13 protein-coding genes are annotated in these 14,643 nt (G+C 74.2%); 6 read left to right on the forward strand and 7 right to left on the reverse strand.

The features are described 5' to 3' along the window. Position 1: 1 nt before the first annotated feature. Positions 2–1,456, reverse strand: coding sequence for a sensor histidine kinase (locus ATL51_RS06665; protein ID WP_100880530.1), 1,455 nt, complete (start codon positions 1,454–1,456; stop codon positions 2–4). Positions 1,457–1,595: 139 nt separating this feature from the next. On the opposite strand from ATL51_RS06665, the gene ATL51_RS06670 reads away from it, so the two are divergent. Beyond that, positions 1,596–2,753: an acyl-CoA dehydrogenase family protein gene (locus ATL51_RS06670; RefSeq protein WP_073574140.1), complete on the forward strand. Its 1,158-nt coding sequence runs from the start codon at positions 1,596–1,598 to the stop codon at positions 2,751–2,753. Between the two features lie 196 nt (positions 2,754–2,949). After that, positions 2,950–3,909, forward strand: a complete 960-nt coding sequence (locus tag ATL51_RS06675) for a hypothetical protein (RefSeq protein ID WP_100878041.1) — start codon at positions 2,950–2,952, stop codon at positions 3,907–3,909. A 170-nt stretch (positions 3,910–4,079) separates the two neighbouring features. On the opposite strand, the gene ATL51_RS06680 is transcribed toward ATL51_RS06675, so the two are convergent. Next, positions 4,080–4,478 carry a cytochrome c oxidase subunit 4 gene (locus tag ATL51_RS06680; protein WP_062395961.1) on the reverse strand — a complete coding sequence of 133 codons (399 nt, stop codon included), beginning with the start codon at positions 4,476–4,478 and terminating at the stop codon, positions 4,080–4,082. A gap of 17 nt (positions 4,479–4,495) precedes the next feature. Next, entirely contained in the window at positions 4,496–5,446 is a 951-nt protein-coding gene (gene ctaC, locus ATL51_RS06685) for an aa3-type cytochrome oxidase subunit II (RefSeq protein WP_073574142.1), read from the reverse strand. Positions 5,447–5,740: 294 nt separating this feature from the next. Here ctaC and asnB point away from each other — a divergent pair, with 294 nt between their 5' ends. Then, positions 5,741–7,687 (forward strand): asparagine synthase (glutamine-hydrolyzing), encoded by a 1,947-nt coding sequence (gene asnB / locus ATL51_RS06690; protein WP_043282739.1) that lies wholly within the window; start codon positions 5,741–5,743, stop codon positions 7,685–7,687. 66 nt (positions 7,688–7,753) lie between these two features. On the opposite strand, the gene ATL51_RS06695 is transcribed toward asnB, so the two are convergent. From ATL51_RS06695 to ATL51_RS06705, 3 genes are all read right to left on the reverse strand, one after another. After that, on the reverse strand, positions 7,754–8,689 hold the full coding sequence (locus ATL51_RS06695; protein WP_100880531.1) for a carbohydrate kinase family protein: 936 nt from the start codon (positions 8,687–8,689) through the stop codon (positions 7,754–7,756). 124 nt (positions 8,690–8,813) lie between these two features. Further along, complete coding sequence (locus ATL51_RS06700; RefSeq protein ID WP_062395963.1) at positions 8,814–9,185, reverse strand: HesB/IscA family protein; 372 nt, start codon at positions 9,183–9,185, stop codon at positions 8,814–8,816. Between the two features lie 125 nt (positions 9,186–9,310). After that, the gene (locus ATL51_RS06705; protein WP_100878042.1) at positions 9,311–10,426 is read right to left on the reverse strand and encodes a glycerate kinase family protein; all 1,116 of its coding nucleotides are present in this window, start codon (positions 10,424–10,426) and stop codon (positions 9,311–9,313) included. Positions 10,427–10,464: 38 nt separating this feature from the next. Here ATL51_RS06705 and ATL51_RS06710 point away from each other — a divergent pair, with 38 nt between their 5' ends. Beyond that, complete coding sequence (locus tag ATL51_RS06710) at positions 10,465–11,130, forward strand: DUF3043 domain-containing protein (protein ID WP_100878043.1); 666 nt, start codon at positions 10,465–10,467, stop codon at positions 11,128–11,130. Positions 11,131–11,154: 24 nt separating this feature from the next. On the opposite strand, the gene ATL51_RS06715 is transcribed toward ATL51_RS06710, so the two are convergent. After that, complete coding sequence (locus tag ATL51_RS06715) at positions 11,155–11,769, reverse strand: VOC family protein (protein WP_100878044.1); 615 nt, start codon at positions 11,767–11,769, stop codon at positions 11,155–11,157. A gap of 42 nt (positions 11,770–11,811) precedes the next feature. Here ATL51_RS06715 and ATL51_RS29320 point away from each other — a divergent pair, with 42 nt between their 5' ends. Continuing rightward, entirely contained in the window at positions 11,812–13,767 is a 1,956-nt protein-coding gene (locus tag ATL51_RS29320) for a bifunctional adenosylcobinamide kinase/adenosylcobinamide-phosphate guanylyltransferase (protein ID WP_167409971.1), read from the forward strand. After that, positions 13,764–14,591, forward strand: a complete 828-nt coding sequence (locus ATL51_RS06725) for an adenosylcobinamide-GDP ribazoletransferase (protein WP_100878046.1) — start codon at positions 13,764–13,766, stop codon at positions 14,589–14,591. The genes ATL51_RS29320 and ATL51_RS06725 overlap by 4 nt, the downstream gene beginning before the upstream one ends. Positions 14,592–14,643 lie beyond the last annotated feature (52 nt).

The raw sequence follows: 14,643 nt of genomic DNA on the forward strand, positions 1-14,643 counted from the left end.
GTCACGCGTCCCCCAGGCCGGCGACCGGGACCTCCGCGGTCAGGACGGTCGGGCCACCCGGCGGGCTGTCGACCTCCAGGCGTCCCTCGACGATCTCCAGCCGGTCGGCGAGCCCGGCCAGGCCGTGGCCCTTGCCCGGATGGGCGCCGCCGCGGCCGTCGTCGCGGACGCAGACCCGCAGCAGGGTCTCGTCGACGGTCACGGTGACCGTCACCGCGGTCGCGCCGGCGTGCTTGGCGATGTTGGTGAGCGCCTCGGTCACCACGAAGTACGCGGTGTTCTCGACCAGGGCGGGCAGCCGGGTGCCGTCGTCGAGGCCCACGTCGAGGTCGACCGGGACCGGGCAGCGCCCCGCGGCGGCCCGCAGCGCCGGGCCGAGCCCGCGGTCGGCCAGGATCGGCGGCGCGATGCCCCGGGACAGCGCACGCAGCTCCGAGAGCGCCTCGCGGCTCTGTTCCAGGGCCTCGTGCAGCAGCGGGCGGGCGCGCTCGGGGTCGTCGTCGAGGCGCCGGACGGCGGACTCCAGGTCCATACCCAGCCGCACCAGGCGCTGCTGCGGCCCGTCGTGGATGTCGCGTTCGAGCCGGCGCAGGGTCTGCGCCTCGGCCGCGACGGCCGCCCGGCGGCCGGCGGCCAGCGCCAGCGCGCGGGCCCGCAGCGCGGCGGTCTGGTTGGTGAGCAGGCCACGGGCGAGCAGCGCGCGCACGTCGGTCAGCCAGCGCACGACGGTCGGAAGGGTCATCAGCAGCAGGACGCCGAGCCCGGTGTTGAGCGCGACGTCGCCGAGGGTGGAGTCGATGCCCGTGATCGAGCCGAACAGTGTCCAGTTGTTCGGCCCGCGCGGCAGCGACCACTGCCAGAACACGTAGAACAGCCCGCCCAGGCCGGTGACCGACCAGACCAGCGCGATCGCCGCGGTCACCGTCCGCACCGGCAGCGCGGTGACGGCGTGCGCGACGTCGCGCCAGCTCTGCGGGTCGGCCAGGGCCCGGAACAGCCGCCCCATCAGCGAGCGCCCGCGGTTGGGCCGGTAGTGGTGCGGCGGGAGCGGGCCCCCGGTCGCGGCCTCGGTGGCCCGGCGCTCCAGCTCGGCGAACCCGCGCGCCGCGGCCAGCAGCCCGACGGTGATCGGCAGCCCGATCCAGATCACGAACGTCCCCGCGCCCAGCACCAGCCCGACCAGGACCACGACCCCGCTGACGACCGCCAGCGGCAGCCCGGTCAGCAGGTAGGCCATCTGGGCGCCGAGCCGGGTGCGCCCCGGCCACGACGACGGCCAGCCCGGCGGGTGCGGCAGGTGCAGGCCGCCGTCGCGCAGCAGGTACTCGCGCAACGCGCCGTTGCCCCAGCCCTCCAGCGCGCGGACCAGGTGCGGGTCCAGGTGGCTGCCGCCCGGCTCGTCGGGGGCGGGGCGGGGGCGGGTGGCGAGGTCGCGGTCGGCCGGCTCCTCGGACATGCGGTCCTCCTGCTCGGCGCGGCACGGGTGCACCCCGAGGATAGGCGGTGACGAACACCCCGCCGGGGTCGCGTGGGACGGGGGCGACATGGTGAGCTACCCCTCGGTAACAGACGCGACGACGCGAGAAGGTGTGCCCGTGGACCCCGCCGACCTCACCGACGTCCTGGACTCCGTCCGTGACTTCATCCGCACCGAGGTGGTGCCGCAGGAGGAGCGGATCGACGCCGAGGACGCCGTCCCCGAGCGCATCGTCGCCCAGTGCAAGGAGATGGGCCTCTACGGCTTCACCATCCCCGAGCAGTACGGCGGCCTCGGCCTGACCGCCTCGCAGGAGGTCCGCCTCGCGTTCGAGCTCGGCTGGACGACCCCCGCGCTGCGCTCGCTGTTCGGCACCAACAACGGCATCGCCGGGCACGTGCTGCTGGAGGGCGGCACCGAGGAGCAGAAGAAGCAGTGGCTGCCCCGGCTCGCCTCCGGCGAGGTCACCGCCTCGTTCGGGCTGACGGAGGCCGACGCGGGCTCCGACCCCTCCTCCCTCACCACCCGGGCCGTCCGCGACGGCGACGGCTGGGTCCTCAACGGCTCCAAGCGCTACATCACCAACTCCCCCGTCGCCGACGTGATCATGGTGTTCGCGCGGACCGACCCGGACGCCCCCGGCAACCGCGGCATCTCCACCTTCCTCGTCCCGAAGGGCACCCCCGGCCTCTCGGTCGGGCCGAAGGACCACAAGATGGGCCAGTTCGGCGCCTGGACCGCCGACGTGTACCTCGACGACGTCCGCGTCCCGTTCGAGAACGTCGTCGGCGGCGAGGAGGGCATCGACAAGGGCTTCCTCGTCGCCGCGAAGTGCCTCGCCCACGGCCGGCTGCACATCGGCGCGGTCTGCGTCGGGATGGCCGACCGGCTGGTCCACGAGACCGTCGAGTTCGCCCGCACCCGCGAGCAGGGTGGCAAGCCGATCGCCCGGTTCCAGCTGGTCCAGGGCCTGGTCGCGGACTCGGTGACCGACGCCCGCGCGGGCCGCGGCCTGGTCCTCGACGCCGCCCGCAGCTTCGACGACGGCACCGACATGGTCTCCGGGCCCGCTGCCGCGAAGTACTTCTGCTCGGAGATGGTGGGCCGGGTCGCCGACCGCGCGGTGCAGGTGCACGGCGGGGCGGGCTACATGCGCGGCGTCGCCGTCGAGCGGTTCTACCGCGACGCCCGGCTCTTCCGGATCTACGAGGGCACCAGCCAGATCCAGCAGGTCATCATCGCCCGCGACGCGCTCGGCCGCGCCGCCCGGGGCTGACCGCACCCCGCGCCCCACACCGCCCCCGCACCACACCGCCCCCGCCCTCCGGGTAGCTCCCAGGGTCACTCTCGTAGCGCTCTAAGCCACGAAAGTGACACTCGGGGCAGCTCCGGTCGGGAGCGGCGCGAGGATGGTTGTCCACAGGAGAGGAAGTCGTCCCGGTTGCGGGGCCGGACGGGGGCACGCTGGTCGGGTGCCCCGACGCAGCGCTCCCTCACCCGCTGAGGTCCTGTCCGAGCTCCGCGAGCCCGTCGTCCCGGTCCGTGAGCTCGAGAGACTGGGTCTGGACCGCCGGACGATCGCCCGCCGCTGCCGGCCGGGCGGGCCGTGGCGCAGTCTCTGTCCCGGGGTCGTCAAACTGTCCAACGGCCCCGTGGTCCGTGACGACCGGCAGCGGGCAGCGCTGATCGTCGCCGGGCCGGACGCGATGCTGACCGGGCTCGACGCCTTGCACCTGCACGGGGTGCGCACCGCGCCGTCGCCCCACGGTCCGGTGCACGTCCTCGTCCCGCACGACCGTCGTCGCGGGAGGTGGTCGGTGGTGCGGACGGAACGGACGCGGCGTCTGCCGGTCCCGGGGGCACGCCGGCACCCGGTCGCACCGGTGGTGCGCGCTGCGGTCGACGCGGCTCGGTGCTCCCGCGATCGCGACTTCGTCCGGGACCTGTTCGCCGATCTCCTGCAACACGGGCACGGCACGATCGACGAGCTCCGGGAGGAGCTGGCTGTCTGCAGCAGCCGGGGAGTCGCCCTGCCCCGGGCGGTCCTCGGCGAGATGACCGCGGGAGTGCGCTCCGTGGCCGAGGCCAGGGCGCGGAAGCTGGTGCTCCGCAGCGGTCTGCCGGTGCCGCGGTCCAACGTCCGGCTGACCGACCGGCGTGGCGTCCTGATCGCCGTCGTCGACTTCTGGTGGCCGGAGGCGGGTCTCGCCTGGGAGATCGACTCGATCGAGTTCCACCTCTCCCCGGAGGACTACGCCCGCACCGTGCGCAGGCGGGCCGCCCTCAGCAGGCACGGTGTCGTCGTGGTGCAGACCCTGCCGTCCGACCTGCGACGACGACCGGCCGAGATCGTCGACGAGCTACGCCGATGTCACGCCCGCGCTCTCGCCCAGCCCCGTCCCGACGTCATCCACCTCGACGACGCCGCCTGAGCCGCGGGGCGGCCCCGGAGGTGCCCCCAGGGGAACTCTCGTAGCGCTCTAAGCCACGAGAGTTCCCCTGGGGGCAGGCCCGGAGGGTCGCGGACGTGAGAGGCAGCAACCGGGACGACGAACGGCCCCGCCCGGGAATCCCGGGCGGGGCCGTCGTGTGCTGCGGTCGATCAGTGGGCGGCGGGGCCCCGGTGGTACTCGAACACCAGGCCGCCGACGGCGATCAGCACCAGCGTCATGCCGATGACGATCATCCAGGCGTACCAGAAGGCCACACCCAGGGCGGCGAAGGCGGCCGCGGCGGCCAGACCCAGCGGCCAGTAGCTGCCGGCGGAGAAGAAGCCCACCTCGCCGGCACCGTCGGACACCTCGGCCTCGGGGTTGTCCTCGGGGCGCTCCTCGAGGCGGCGGGAGACGAACCGGAAGTACGTGCCGACGATCAGCGACAGGCCCGCGGTCAGCCACAGCGCGGTCACGCCGACGACCTCACCGGCGATGAACATGTACGCCAGCGCGGCCAGGATGAAGAAGCCGGTGACGATCTCGAAGAGCCGGGACTCGATCTTCATGGGGTGCGCGTCCTCCCTCAGCCCGTGACCTGCGCGGCCAGCTGGCCGCGGTCGGTCGAGAACGGCTGCGTGCTGATCGCCTCCGGCGCGCACCACTCGCCGCAGTTCAGCGCCTGCAGCGCCTCGCCGGTCGAGTAGGCCTGCCCGGTCTGCGGGTTGGTCTCCTTGCGGAGCTGGATGTACCGGTCGAACAGCGCGGGCTCCAGGGCACGCACCTCGAAGTTCATCTGGGAGTGGTACGTGCCGCACAGCTCGGCGCAACGACCGACGAACGCGCCCTCACGGTCGATCCGGTCGATGATGTAGCTGTTGTCCTGCTCGTTCCGCTCCGGGAACGGGAAGACGTCGCGCTTGAAGAGGAACTCCGGCACGTAGAACGAGTGGATCACGTCGGGCGAGCGCTGCGTGAACTGGATCGACCGGTCGGTCGGCAGGACCATGATCGGGATCGTGTCGCTCGTCCCCAGCGTGCTCACCGGGCGTCCGCCCTGGCCGGCCTCGTCGGGGTAGGAGAACTCCCAGTTCCACTGGAACCCGACGATGTCGACCCGCAGGTCGGCCGGGCCACCCGCGGTCGGGTTCTCCTTGTCGATGTAGTTCTGCACGTTCACCGTGAAGCCGAAGAGCACGGCCACGATGACGGTGGGGATCGCCGTGAAGACGAGCTCGACCGGCAGGTTGTACTGCGTCTGGCGCGGCAGCGAGCCGTCGTCGTCCTTGCGCTTCCGGTGCAGGATCATCGCCCAGAACATGGCGCCCCAGGTGATGACACCGACGACCAGCGCCGCGATCGCGGACCAGGTCCACAGGTTGCGCATCGACTCGGCTTCGGGGGTCACCCCCTCGGGCCACCCGAACCGGATGACCTCCTGGACCGAGCAACCGGCCAGAGCCGGAGTCGCCAGCAGGCCGACCACGGCCACCTTCGCCGCCCGGGCGATCCGGGAGCGGCCTTCGGTTCGGGCCACTGCACGCCGCCTTCCTGTCGTCTCCTGCGTACGCCGCACTGCCAGCACGTTCTTCCTTGCTCCGCCGTCACGACACCGCGGTCGAAGGGGATCATGTGCCACCCGTATGGAGCACCGTCTTCGACCTCGCGTAGAGCCTAGACGAACCCCGGTCGGGCCGCGCCCCCCGGGGGTTCCCGGAGAGGGCGTGAACGTCGTCACCGCCGCAGGGGAAACAGGCAGTCTCGCAGCGGGAAGACCGTTTCGCACCGGGGCGCGCGAGACCCGTCCGGCTGACTCGGCATACTGATCGGTGTGTGCGGACTGCTGGGATTGCTGACCGCCGGGGCGGACGCCGCGACCCGGGTCGACCCGATCGCCGACGGGCTGCGCTGTGCGCGGCATCGGGGACCCGACGAGAGCGAGACGTGGAACGACCACGACCTCGTCCTCGGGTTCAACCGGTTGTCGATCATCGACGTGGACCATTCCCACCAGCCCCTGCACTGGGGGCCGGTGCCGGGCGAGGACACCCGCTACACCATCGTCTTCAACGGCGAGATCTACAACTACCTCGAGCTCCGCGAGGAGCTGATCGAGACCTACGACGCGGCGTTCGCCACCGACGGCGACGGCGAGGTCATCGTCGCGGCGTTCCACTACTGGGGCCCCGACGCCGTGCAGCGCCTGCGCGGCATGTTCGCCTTCGCCATCTGGGACGTCGTGGAGCGCGAGCTGTTCCTGGCCCGCGACCCGTTCGGCATCAAGCCGCTGTTCCTGGCCACCACCCCGGTCGGCACCGCGTTCGCCAGCGAGAAGAAGTCGCTGCTGTCGCTGGCCGGTGAGCTGGAGATCGGGCTGGACCTGGAGCCGGCCGCGCTGCAGCACTACCTGACCCTGCAGTACGTGCCCGAGCCGATGTCGCTGCACCGGATGATCTCGCGCGTCGAGTCCGGCACGCACGTCACCGTGCGCCCCGGCGAGGAGCCGCTGCACCAGCGCTACTTCGCGCCGAAGTTCATCTCGCTGCCCAGCCACGCCCCGGCCAGCGCCGAGGCGGAGGCGATCGTGCACGGCGAGATCGCCGACGTGCTGCGCGACTCGGTGGCCAAACACATGCGGGCCGACGTCACCGTCGGTGCGTTCCTGTCCGGCGGGATCGACTCCACCGCGATCGCGGCGCTCGCCAAGGAGCACAACCCGAACCTGATCACCTTCACCACCGGGTTCGAGCGCGAGGGCTACTCCGAGGTCGACGTGGCCGCCGAGTCCGCCGCCGCGATCGGCGTGCGGCACGTGGTCCGCACCGTCAAGCCTGACGAGATGATGGAGGCCCTGCCGCTCATCATCTGGTACCTCGACGACCCGGTCGCCGACCCGGCGCTGGTCCCGCTGTGGTTCATCGCCCGCGAGGCCCGCCAGCACGTCAAGGTCGTGCTGTCCGGCGAGGGCGCCGACGAGCTGTTCGGCGGCTACTCGATCTACCGCGAGCCGCTGTCGCTGTCGCCGTTCGAGAAGGTCCCCGGCACGCTCAAGCCGCTCATGCGCCGGGCGTCGCGCAAGATGCCCGAGGGCATGCGGGGCAAGGACCTGCTGCGCCGCGGGTCGCTGTCGATGGAGCAGCGCTACTACGGCAACGCCCGCATCTTCCGCGACGACCAGCTGCACGAGGTCCTGCGCGGCTACGACCCGCGGGTGTCGCACCAGGACGTGACGGCGCCGCACTACTTCGCCAGCCACGACTGGGACCCGGTCGCCCGGATGCAGCACGTGGACCTGTTCACCTGGCTGCGCGGCGACATCCTGGTCAAGGCCGACAAGATGACGATGGCGCACTCGCTGGAGCTGCGGGTGCCGTTCCTCGACCCCGAGGTCTTCGACATCGCCTCGTCGCTGCCGCAGTCGCAGAAGATCACCCACGGCTCGAACGGCACCACGAAGTACGCGCTGCGCCGGGCCTGCGAGGGCATCATCCCCCCGCACGTGCTCAACCGGCCGAAGCTCGGCTTCCCGGTGCCGATCCGGCACTGGCTGCGCGACGAGATGTACGCCTGGGCGCGCGACATCCTGCAGAACTCCGGTGCCGGGCACCTGATCGACCTGCAGGCCGTGCACCGCATGCTCGACGCGCACCGCGAGGGCCCGGTCGACCACTCCCGCCGGATCTGGGCGGTGCTGGTCTTCCTGCTGTGGCACGGGATCTTCGTCGAGAAGCGGATCGTGCCGGAGGTCCCGACCCCGACCTACCCGGTCAAGATCTGAGCGGTCCCGCATGACGGACGGGCCGGCACCCCTGAGGGGTGCCGGCCCGTCGGCGTCCGGAGGGGGTCAGGCGGGCAGGACGGCGCGCAGCTCGTCGGCCGCGGCCTCGCCGAACGCGTCGGCCAGGCGGGTCAGCGCGGCGTCGCGGTCCCAGGTCCACTCCTGCGGGCCGTCGGACTCCAGCACGTAGGTCGCGATGAGCGCTCCCAGCTGCGCCGAGCGCTCGACCGACAGGCCGCCGCCGAGGGCGGTCAGGAACCCGGCGCGCCAGGCGTCGCCGACACCGGTCGGGTCGACCTGCTCGGTCGGCGCGACGACGTCGACGCGGGTCTCGGTGCCGTCGGACTCCACGATCACCGCGCCCTTCTCGCCGAAGGTGGTGATCCGGGTGCCGACCTTCGCGTCGACCTCCTCTGCGCTCCAGCCGGTCTTCTTGAGCAGCAGCTCGTACTCGTAGTCGTTGGTGACCAGGTACGTCGCGCCCTCGATGAGGCGGCGGACCTCGGGGCCCTCCATCCGGGCGAGCTGCTGGGAGGGGTCGGCGAGGAAGGGGTAGCCCTGGGTGCGGCACTCGTCGGTGTGGCGCAGCATGGCCTCGGGGTCGCTGGCACCGATGAGCACCAGGTCGAACCCGCCGACGCGCTCGGCGATCGGGGCGAGCTCGATCTCCTTCGACTTGGCCATGGCGCCGGTGTAGAAGGACGCGATCTGACGCATGTCGTCGTCGGTGGTGCAGACGAAGCGGGCGGTGTGGACGTCGTCGTGGGTGTGCACCCCGGAGGTGTCGACACCCAGGTCGTCGAGGACCTGCTTGTACTCGGCGAAGTCGGCACCGACGGCGCCGATCAGCACCGGGTTCTGGCCGAGCACACCGAGCGCGAAGGCGATGTTGCCGGCCACGCCGCCCCGGCGGACCGTCAGGTCGTCGACCAGGAAGCTGACCGAGATCCGGTCCAGCTGGTCGGCCAGGATCTGCTCGGAGAACTTCCCCGGGAAATGCATGAGGTTGTCGGAGGCGATCGAACCCGTCACGGCAATAGGCACACCGGGGACCCTACGTCACTCACGGCGAAGGGCCCCGCCGGAGATCACCGGCGGGGCCCTTCGGAGGTGCTGCTGTGCGACGTCAGTTGAAGCTGTCGCCACAGGCGCAGGAGCCGCCCGCGTTCGGGTTGTCGATCGTGAAGCCCTGCTTCTCGATGGTGTCGACGAAGTCGATCGTGGCGCCCTGCAGGTACGGGGCGCTCATCCGGTCGACGCCGACCTTGAGACCGTGGAAGTCACGGAAGAGGTCACCGTCGAGCGACCGGTCGTCGAAGAAGAGCTGGTAGCGCAGGCCGGCACAGCCACCGGGCTGCACGGCGATGCGCAGGTGCATGTCGTCGCGGCCCTCCTGCTCGAGCAGGGTGCGCGCCTTGACGGCAGCGGAGTCGGTCAGCTCCACGCCGTGCGTCTGCTCCGTGGTCGCGCCCGCGTCCAAGGTGTTGTCAACGGTCATGACTCTCCCAACAACGTGCGTGGTCCGCCCTGTTCCCACCGGGCGTCGGAATCCATAGTACGACGTCGGGCCGGTCCGCATCCGTGCGGAGACCGTGCGAATCGCCGACGGACGGGTGACGGGGCTCACCGGCTCCAGCGCGGTGCGACACGCTCCGCCAGGTCGGCGAGTGTCCCGGCCGGGTCCGCCATCGAGGCCTCCAGGCCGAACTCCTCCGCCACCCCGAACGCCGCGTCGACCCCGGCCGCCGCGGCCTCCCGGCGGCCCACACTGACCTGACCGGCCAGCACCACGCACGGCGTCCCGCGGTCGGCCGCACCCCGGGCGACGGCGGTGATCAGCTTCCCGCGCAGCGACTGCCAGTCGAAGCTGCCCTCCCCCGTGACGGCCAGGTCGGCGGCGTCCAGCTCGGCGTCGAGGCCGACCAGGTCGCGCACCAGTCCGGCTCCGGACTCGACGCGCGCGCCGAGGGCGAGCAGCGCGGCGCCGAGACCACCCGCGGCGCCCGCGGCGGGCCGGTCGCGCACCTCGCCTCCGGCCAGGTCGGCGAGCACCCCGGCGAACACGGTCAGCGCGCCGTCCAGCTCGGCGACGGCGGCGTCGTCGGCGCCCTTCTGCGGACCGAACACGGCGGCGGCGCCCTGCGGTCCGAGCAGGGGGTTGTCGACGTCGCTCGCCGCCACCAGGGTCATCCCACCCAGGTCGGGGGTCCCCTCGAGACGGGCACAGCAGTCCAGGGCCGCGCCGCCGGGCGGGAGCGGGAGGCCGTCGTCGTCGACGGGGACGGCGCCGAGCGCGGCCAGCAGACCGGCGCCGCCGTCGGTGGTGGCGGACCCGCCGAGCCCCACGACGGCGGTCGTGACGCCGGCGTCGCGGGCGGCGGCGAGCAGCTCCCCCACCCCGGACGTCGTCGCGGTGCGGGCGACCCCGGGGACCCGGTCCTCGCGCGGGACGTGGTGCAGCCCGCACGCCGAGGCGCACTCCAGGTAGGCCGTGTCGCCGACGCGCAGCCAGGACCCGGTCACCGGGTCACCGAGCGGACCGGTGACCTCCAGCTCGTGCACGGTCCCGCCGAGGGCGGTGTGCAGGACCTCCGCGAAGCCGGTGCCGCCGTCGGCGAGGGGGACGATCGCGACGTCGGCGCCCGGCACGGCGCGCCGCCAGCCCGCGGCGATCGCCTCGGCCGCCTCCCGTGCGCTGAGGGTTCCGCCGAAGGAGTCGGGAGCCACCACGATGCGCATGCGGGGCAGGCTAGCGGCGGCCCGTATTGTGGACACCTGTGAGGTTCCTGCGCCGCTCCGAGAGCTCCGACCAGGCCGGTCAGACGGCCGTCGAGCCCCCGGCGGGCACGGACGCTGCGGAGACGGAGGACGAGGGCGCGACCCGCTCGCGTCCCCACACCACCCCCGGCAAGGGCCGGGCGACACCGAAGCGCCGTGACGCCGAGGGCAGGCGGCGCGGTCCCGCGCCGCCCCCGCCGCGCACCCAGCGGGAGGCCGCGAAGCTGGCCCGCGCCACCCGGCCGTCGAAGGACGAGCGCCGGGCGAAGGCACTGGAGCGCCGCAAGCGGATGGACGCCGGCGACGACCGCGTGCTGCTCCCCCGCGACCGCGGCAAGGTGCGGGCGTACGTGCGCGACATCGTCGACTCGCGCCCGCACGTCATCGGGCTGTTCCTGCCGCTGGCCGCGCTCGTGCTGGTCGCCGCGCTGATCCAGAACCCGGTGATCCAGCAGTACGTCACGCTGTTCACGTTCCTGATGCTGATCGTGATGGTCGTCGAGGGCACGCTGCTGGGCATGCAGGTCCTGAAGAAGGCCCGCGCGAAGTTCCCCGACGAGGAGATCAAGGGCCTCGGCACCGGGTGGTACGCGTTCTCCCGCGCCACCCAGCCGCGCCGCATGCGCGTGCCCAAGCCGCGCGTCAAGCGCGGCGACACGGTCTGACACCGTCCCGGCGGGCCCCTGCTCTCAGAGCACGAGCGGCCCGCCGGGCAGGTCCAGCACGGCCTGCAGCGACGGCGCCTCCCCCGCGACGACCTCGGCCTCCCCACTCGCACCGACCGCGTCGAGCAGTGCGGTCACCCGCTCCGGCTCGGGGTGGGTCAGGCGCAGCGTGCGCAGGCTCGCCGGGACCGGCAGGTCGGACGACGGGTGCCGGGTGATGCCCCAGTCGATGAGGAACGGCAGCACCCCACCCGCGTCGTCGGGCGGGAACGCGAGCCGCCACGCGAGCAGCGTGCCGTCCGGGCGCCTACGGGACATCTCCCGGGCGGGTCCCGGGTCGTGCCCGGCGGCGCGGGCCGCGTCGAGCGCGGCGTCGAGGTCGTCGACGCGCACCGCCCAGGTCACCAGCGCGGGTGCGGTCAGGGTGTCGATCCGGAACGGGCGCGGTGCGCCCGGCTCGTCCTGCGCGGGGTCGGGGCCGACGACCTCCAGGTACCGGCCCGGCCCGATCCCGGCCAGCCGGTTGCGGGTGCCGACACCGACGTGCGGCCCGCCCTCGAGCGTGTGGAGATGACGTCCGGCCAGGTCAGCGGCGGTGTCGTCGACGTCGGGGGTGGCCAGGACCAGATGATCGAGCACCTTCGCGACGCTACCGGGGACCGGTAGGACACGATGTGCGGCGTGACTCCTCCCGTCGAACTGCGGACGCTCGTCCTCGGGGGCACGCGCTCCGGCAAGTCGCGGCACGCCGAGGAACTGCTCGGCGACGACGCGGCGGTCCGCTACCTCGCGACCGGCCGGCGGATCCCCGGCGACACCGACTGGGACGCGCGCATCGCCGCGCACGCCGCCCGGCGTCCCGCCCACTGGACCACCGAGGAGGTCGGCGGCACCGAGCTGGCGGCCGCACTCGCCCGGCCCGGCCCGGTGCTGGTCGACGACCTGGCGACCTGGCTGACCGGGGTCCTCGACGACGCAGTCGCCTGGGACGCCCCGGTCGTGCCCGCCACGGTCGACGCCGCCGTCGACGGCCTGGTCGCCGCGGTGGCCGCCGCGCCGGGACCGCTGGTGCTGGTCTCCGCCGAGACGGGGCTGGGAGTCGTGCCGGACACCCGCGCCGGGCGGCTGTTCCGTGACCGGCTGGGTGAGCTGAACGCCGCCGTCGCGCGGGTGTGCGACGACGTCGTGCTGGTGGTGGCGGGGCGGGCGCTCACCCTGCCGACTCCCGCCGTCACCGAGCCGGGCGCCGGTGTCGCCCCGACACCCGGCCCCACGGCGTCGGCCGCGGGAACACACGCCGGTCCCGTCCTGGCGGGACCCGCCTCCGGGCTCGACGCCGCGGGAGCTGGCGCACCCGGCCCCGCCACCGGGTCCGCGACTCCCGAGAGGACCGGTGTCCCGGCTGCCGGAGCCGGCGGGCCCGTCGGTACCGACGTCGCCGACCCCGACGGCGACGTCGCGGGCACCCCCGCCGGGGTCCCGGGTGCGGTCCTCCCCGCGACCGGGGCGGCCGCGGGCGCCGTCGCCGGAGCCGCGACGACCCCCGCCTCGATCACCGAGTCCGACGTGGAGATCGTCCCGGTCACCGTCGGACGGCCGGACTCCCGCAGCCGCCGTGCGGCCGTCGCCCTGGTCGAGGGGCTCGCGATGCCCACCGGCGGGCTCGGCAGGCTCGGCGAGCTGGGCGTGTGGCTGGCGTCCTGCCAGGGCACCTGTCCCCCGCAGGCGCCCGTGCGCGCCCGGGTGGTGCTGCTCGCCGCCGACCACGGCATCGCCGGGAACGGCGTCTCGGCCTACCCGCCGCAGGTGTCCGCGGTGCGCGCCACCGCCGCCGCGGCCGGACGGCTGCCGGTCACCGTCGCCGCGCGGGCCGCCGGGGCGACCGTGCGGGTCGTCGACGTCGGGCTCGTGTCCGGGGCCGAGGGCGCCGAGCCGGGCTGGCTCGTCGCGCACGGCACCGGCCGGATCGACCGCGAGGACGCCCTGGACGGTGAGCGCGCCACCGCGGCGTGGCTGACCGGGCGGCGGCTGGCCGACGCCGAGATCGACGCCGGCGCGGACCTGCTGATCCCGGCGACGCTCGCCGTCGGCGTGACGACCCCCGCCGCGACGCTCGTCGCGGCCGTGACCGGGGCCGAGCCCGTCGCCGTCGTGGGGCGGGCCTCGGGGATCGACGACCGCGCCTGGATGCGGAAGGCCGTCGCGATCCGTGACGCGCTGCGCCGGGCCCGTCCGCACCTGCGCGACCCGCTGGCGCTGCTGCGCACCGTCGGCGGCACGGACCTGATCGTGCTCGCCGGGTTCCTCGCCCGGGCCGCGGAGCGCAAGGTGCCCGCGGTGCTCGACGGTCTGGCCGTCGGCGCGGCGGCCCTGCTCGCCGACGAGCTGGCCCCCGGCGCGAAGGACTGGTGGGTCGCCGCGCAGCCGTCGACCGAACCGGCCGCGACGCTCGTCCTGGAGCACCTGTCGCTGGTGCCGCTGCTGGACCTGGCGGTGCGCACCGAGGACGGCACCGCCGCGGTGACGGCGCTGCCGCTGCTGGTCACCGCGGCGCGGCTGCTCGCCGAGACCGGGACCGCGCACGACACCGGCGTCGTCCCGGGTGATGTGACGGCGCCGGCCGGCCTCGGCCGGTGAGCGGACCCCGGCCCGGTCCCCTCGCGGGGCTCGCGCTGGCGGTCAGCTGGCTGACCGTCGTGCCCGCCCGGGTCCGCACCTCCGACGACGGCGCGCTGCCCGAGGGCGTCGCCGCGGCCGCCCTGCGCTGGGCGCCGCTGGTCGGCGCCGGGCTCGGCGTCGCGGGCGGGGCACTGCTCACCGGGCTGGTCGCCGCCGGGGTATCCCCGCTGGTCGCGGGCCTGCTGACGGTCGGGGCGGGTGCGCTCGCGACACGCGGGATGCACGTCGACGGCATCGCCGACACCGCCGACGGCCTGGGCAGCTACGGCCCGCCGGAGCGGGCGCTGCGGATCATGGCCGACGGCGGGGCCGGACCGTTCGCCGTCGTCACGCTGCTGGTGGTGCTGGGCGCCCGCGCCGCCGCCCTCGCGCAGCTGGCGTCCGCGCCGCCCGCGGTCGTGCTCGTCGTCTGCGCGCTGGCCGCGGCGACCGGGCGGGCCGGGTTCTGCTGGGTCGCGCGCCGCGGGACGCCCGCTGCGCGCCCGGGCGGGCTGGGCGCGACGGTCGCCGGGACGCAGCCGGTGTGGGTGGCGCCGCTGTGGTGGGTCGGGCTGGCCGCGTCCGCCGCCGTGGCGCTGGCCGCCGCGACGGGACCGGCGGGCCCCGTCGTGACGACGGCGGCCGTGCTGGGGGCGGTACTGCTCGCGGCGCTGCTGGTGGTGGGGCTCGCCCGCCACACCCGGCGCCGGTTCGGCGGGATGAGCGGCGACGTGCTGGGGGCGGCCTGCGAGGTGGGCGGGACCGCCGTCCTCGTCGTGCTGGCTGCCGCGCTCACCGGGTGACCCGGGGGCCTGATCGAGCCGGTCCACGCGGCAGGCGGTCACATGATCACCG

The sequence above is a fragment of the Pseudonocardia alni genome, assembly GCF_002813375.1.
Taxonomy (GTDB): domain Bacteria; phylum Actinomycetota; class Actinomycetes; order Mycobacteriales; family Pseudonocardiaceae; genus Pseudonocardia; species Pseudonocardia alni.

What these genes read in the sequence shown, in the direction of transcription:
- ATL51_RS06665 (WP_100880530.1), bottom strand. Translation starts at nt 1,456, where the DNA reads ATGTCCGAGGAGCCGGCCGACCGCGACCTCGCCACCCGCCCCCGCCCC.
- ATL51_RS06680 (WP_062395961.1), bottom strand. Translation starts at nt 4,478, where the DNA reads ATGAAGATCGAGTCCCGGCTCTTCGAGATCGTCACCGGCTTCTTCATC.
- ATL51_RS06695 (WP_100880531.1), bottom strand. Translation starts at nt 8,689, where the DNA reads ATGCATTTCCCGGGGAAGTTCTCCGAGCAGATCCTGGCCGACCAGCTG.
- ATL51_RS06700 (WP_062395963.1), bottom strand. Translation starts at nt 9,185, where the DNA reads ATGACCGTTGACAACACCTTGGACGCGGGCGCGACCACGGAGCAGACG.
- ATL51_RS06705 (WP_100878042.1), bottom strand. Translation starts at nt 10,426, where the DNA reads ATGCGCATCGTGGTGGCTCCCGACTCCTTCGGCGGAACCCTCAGCGCA.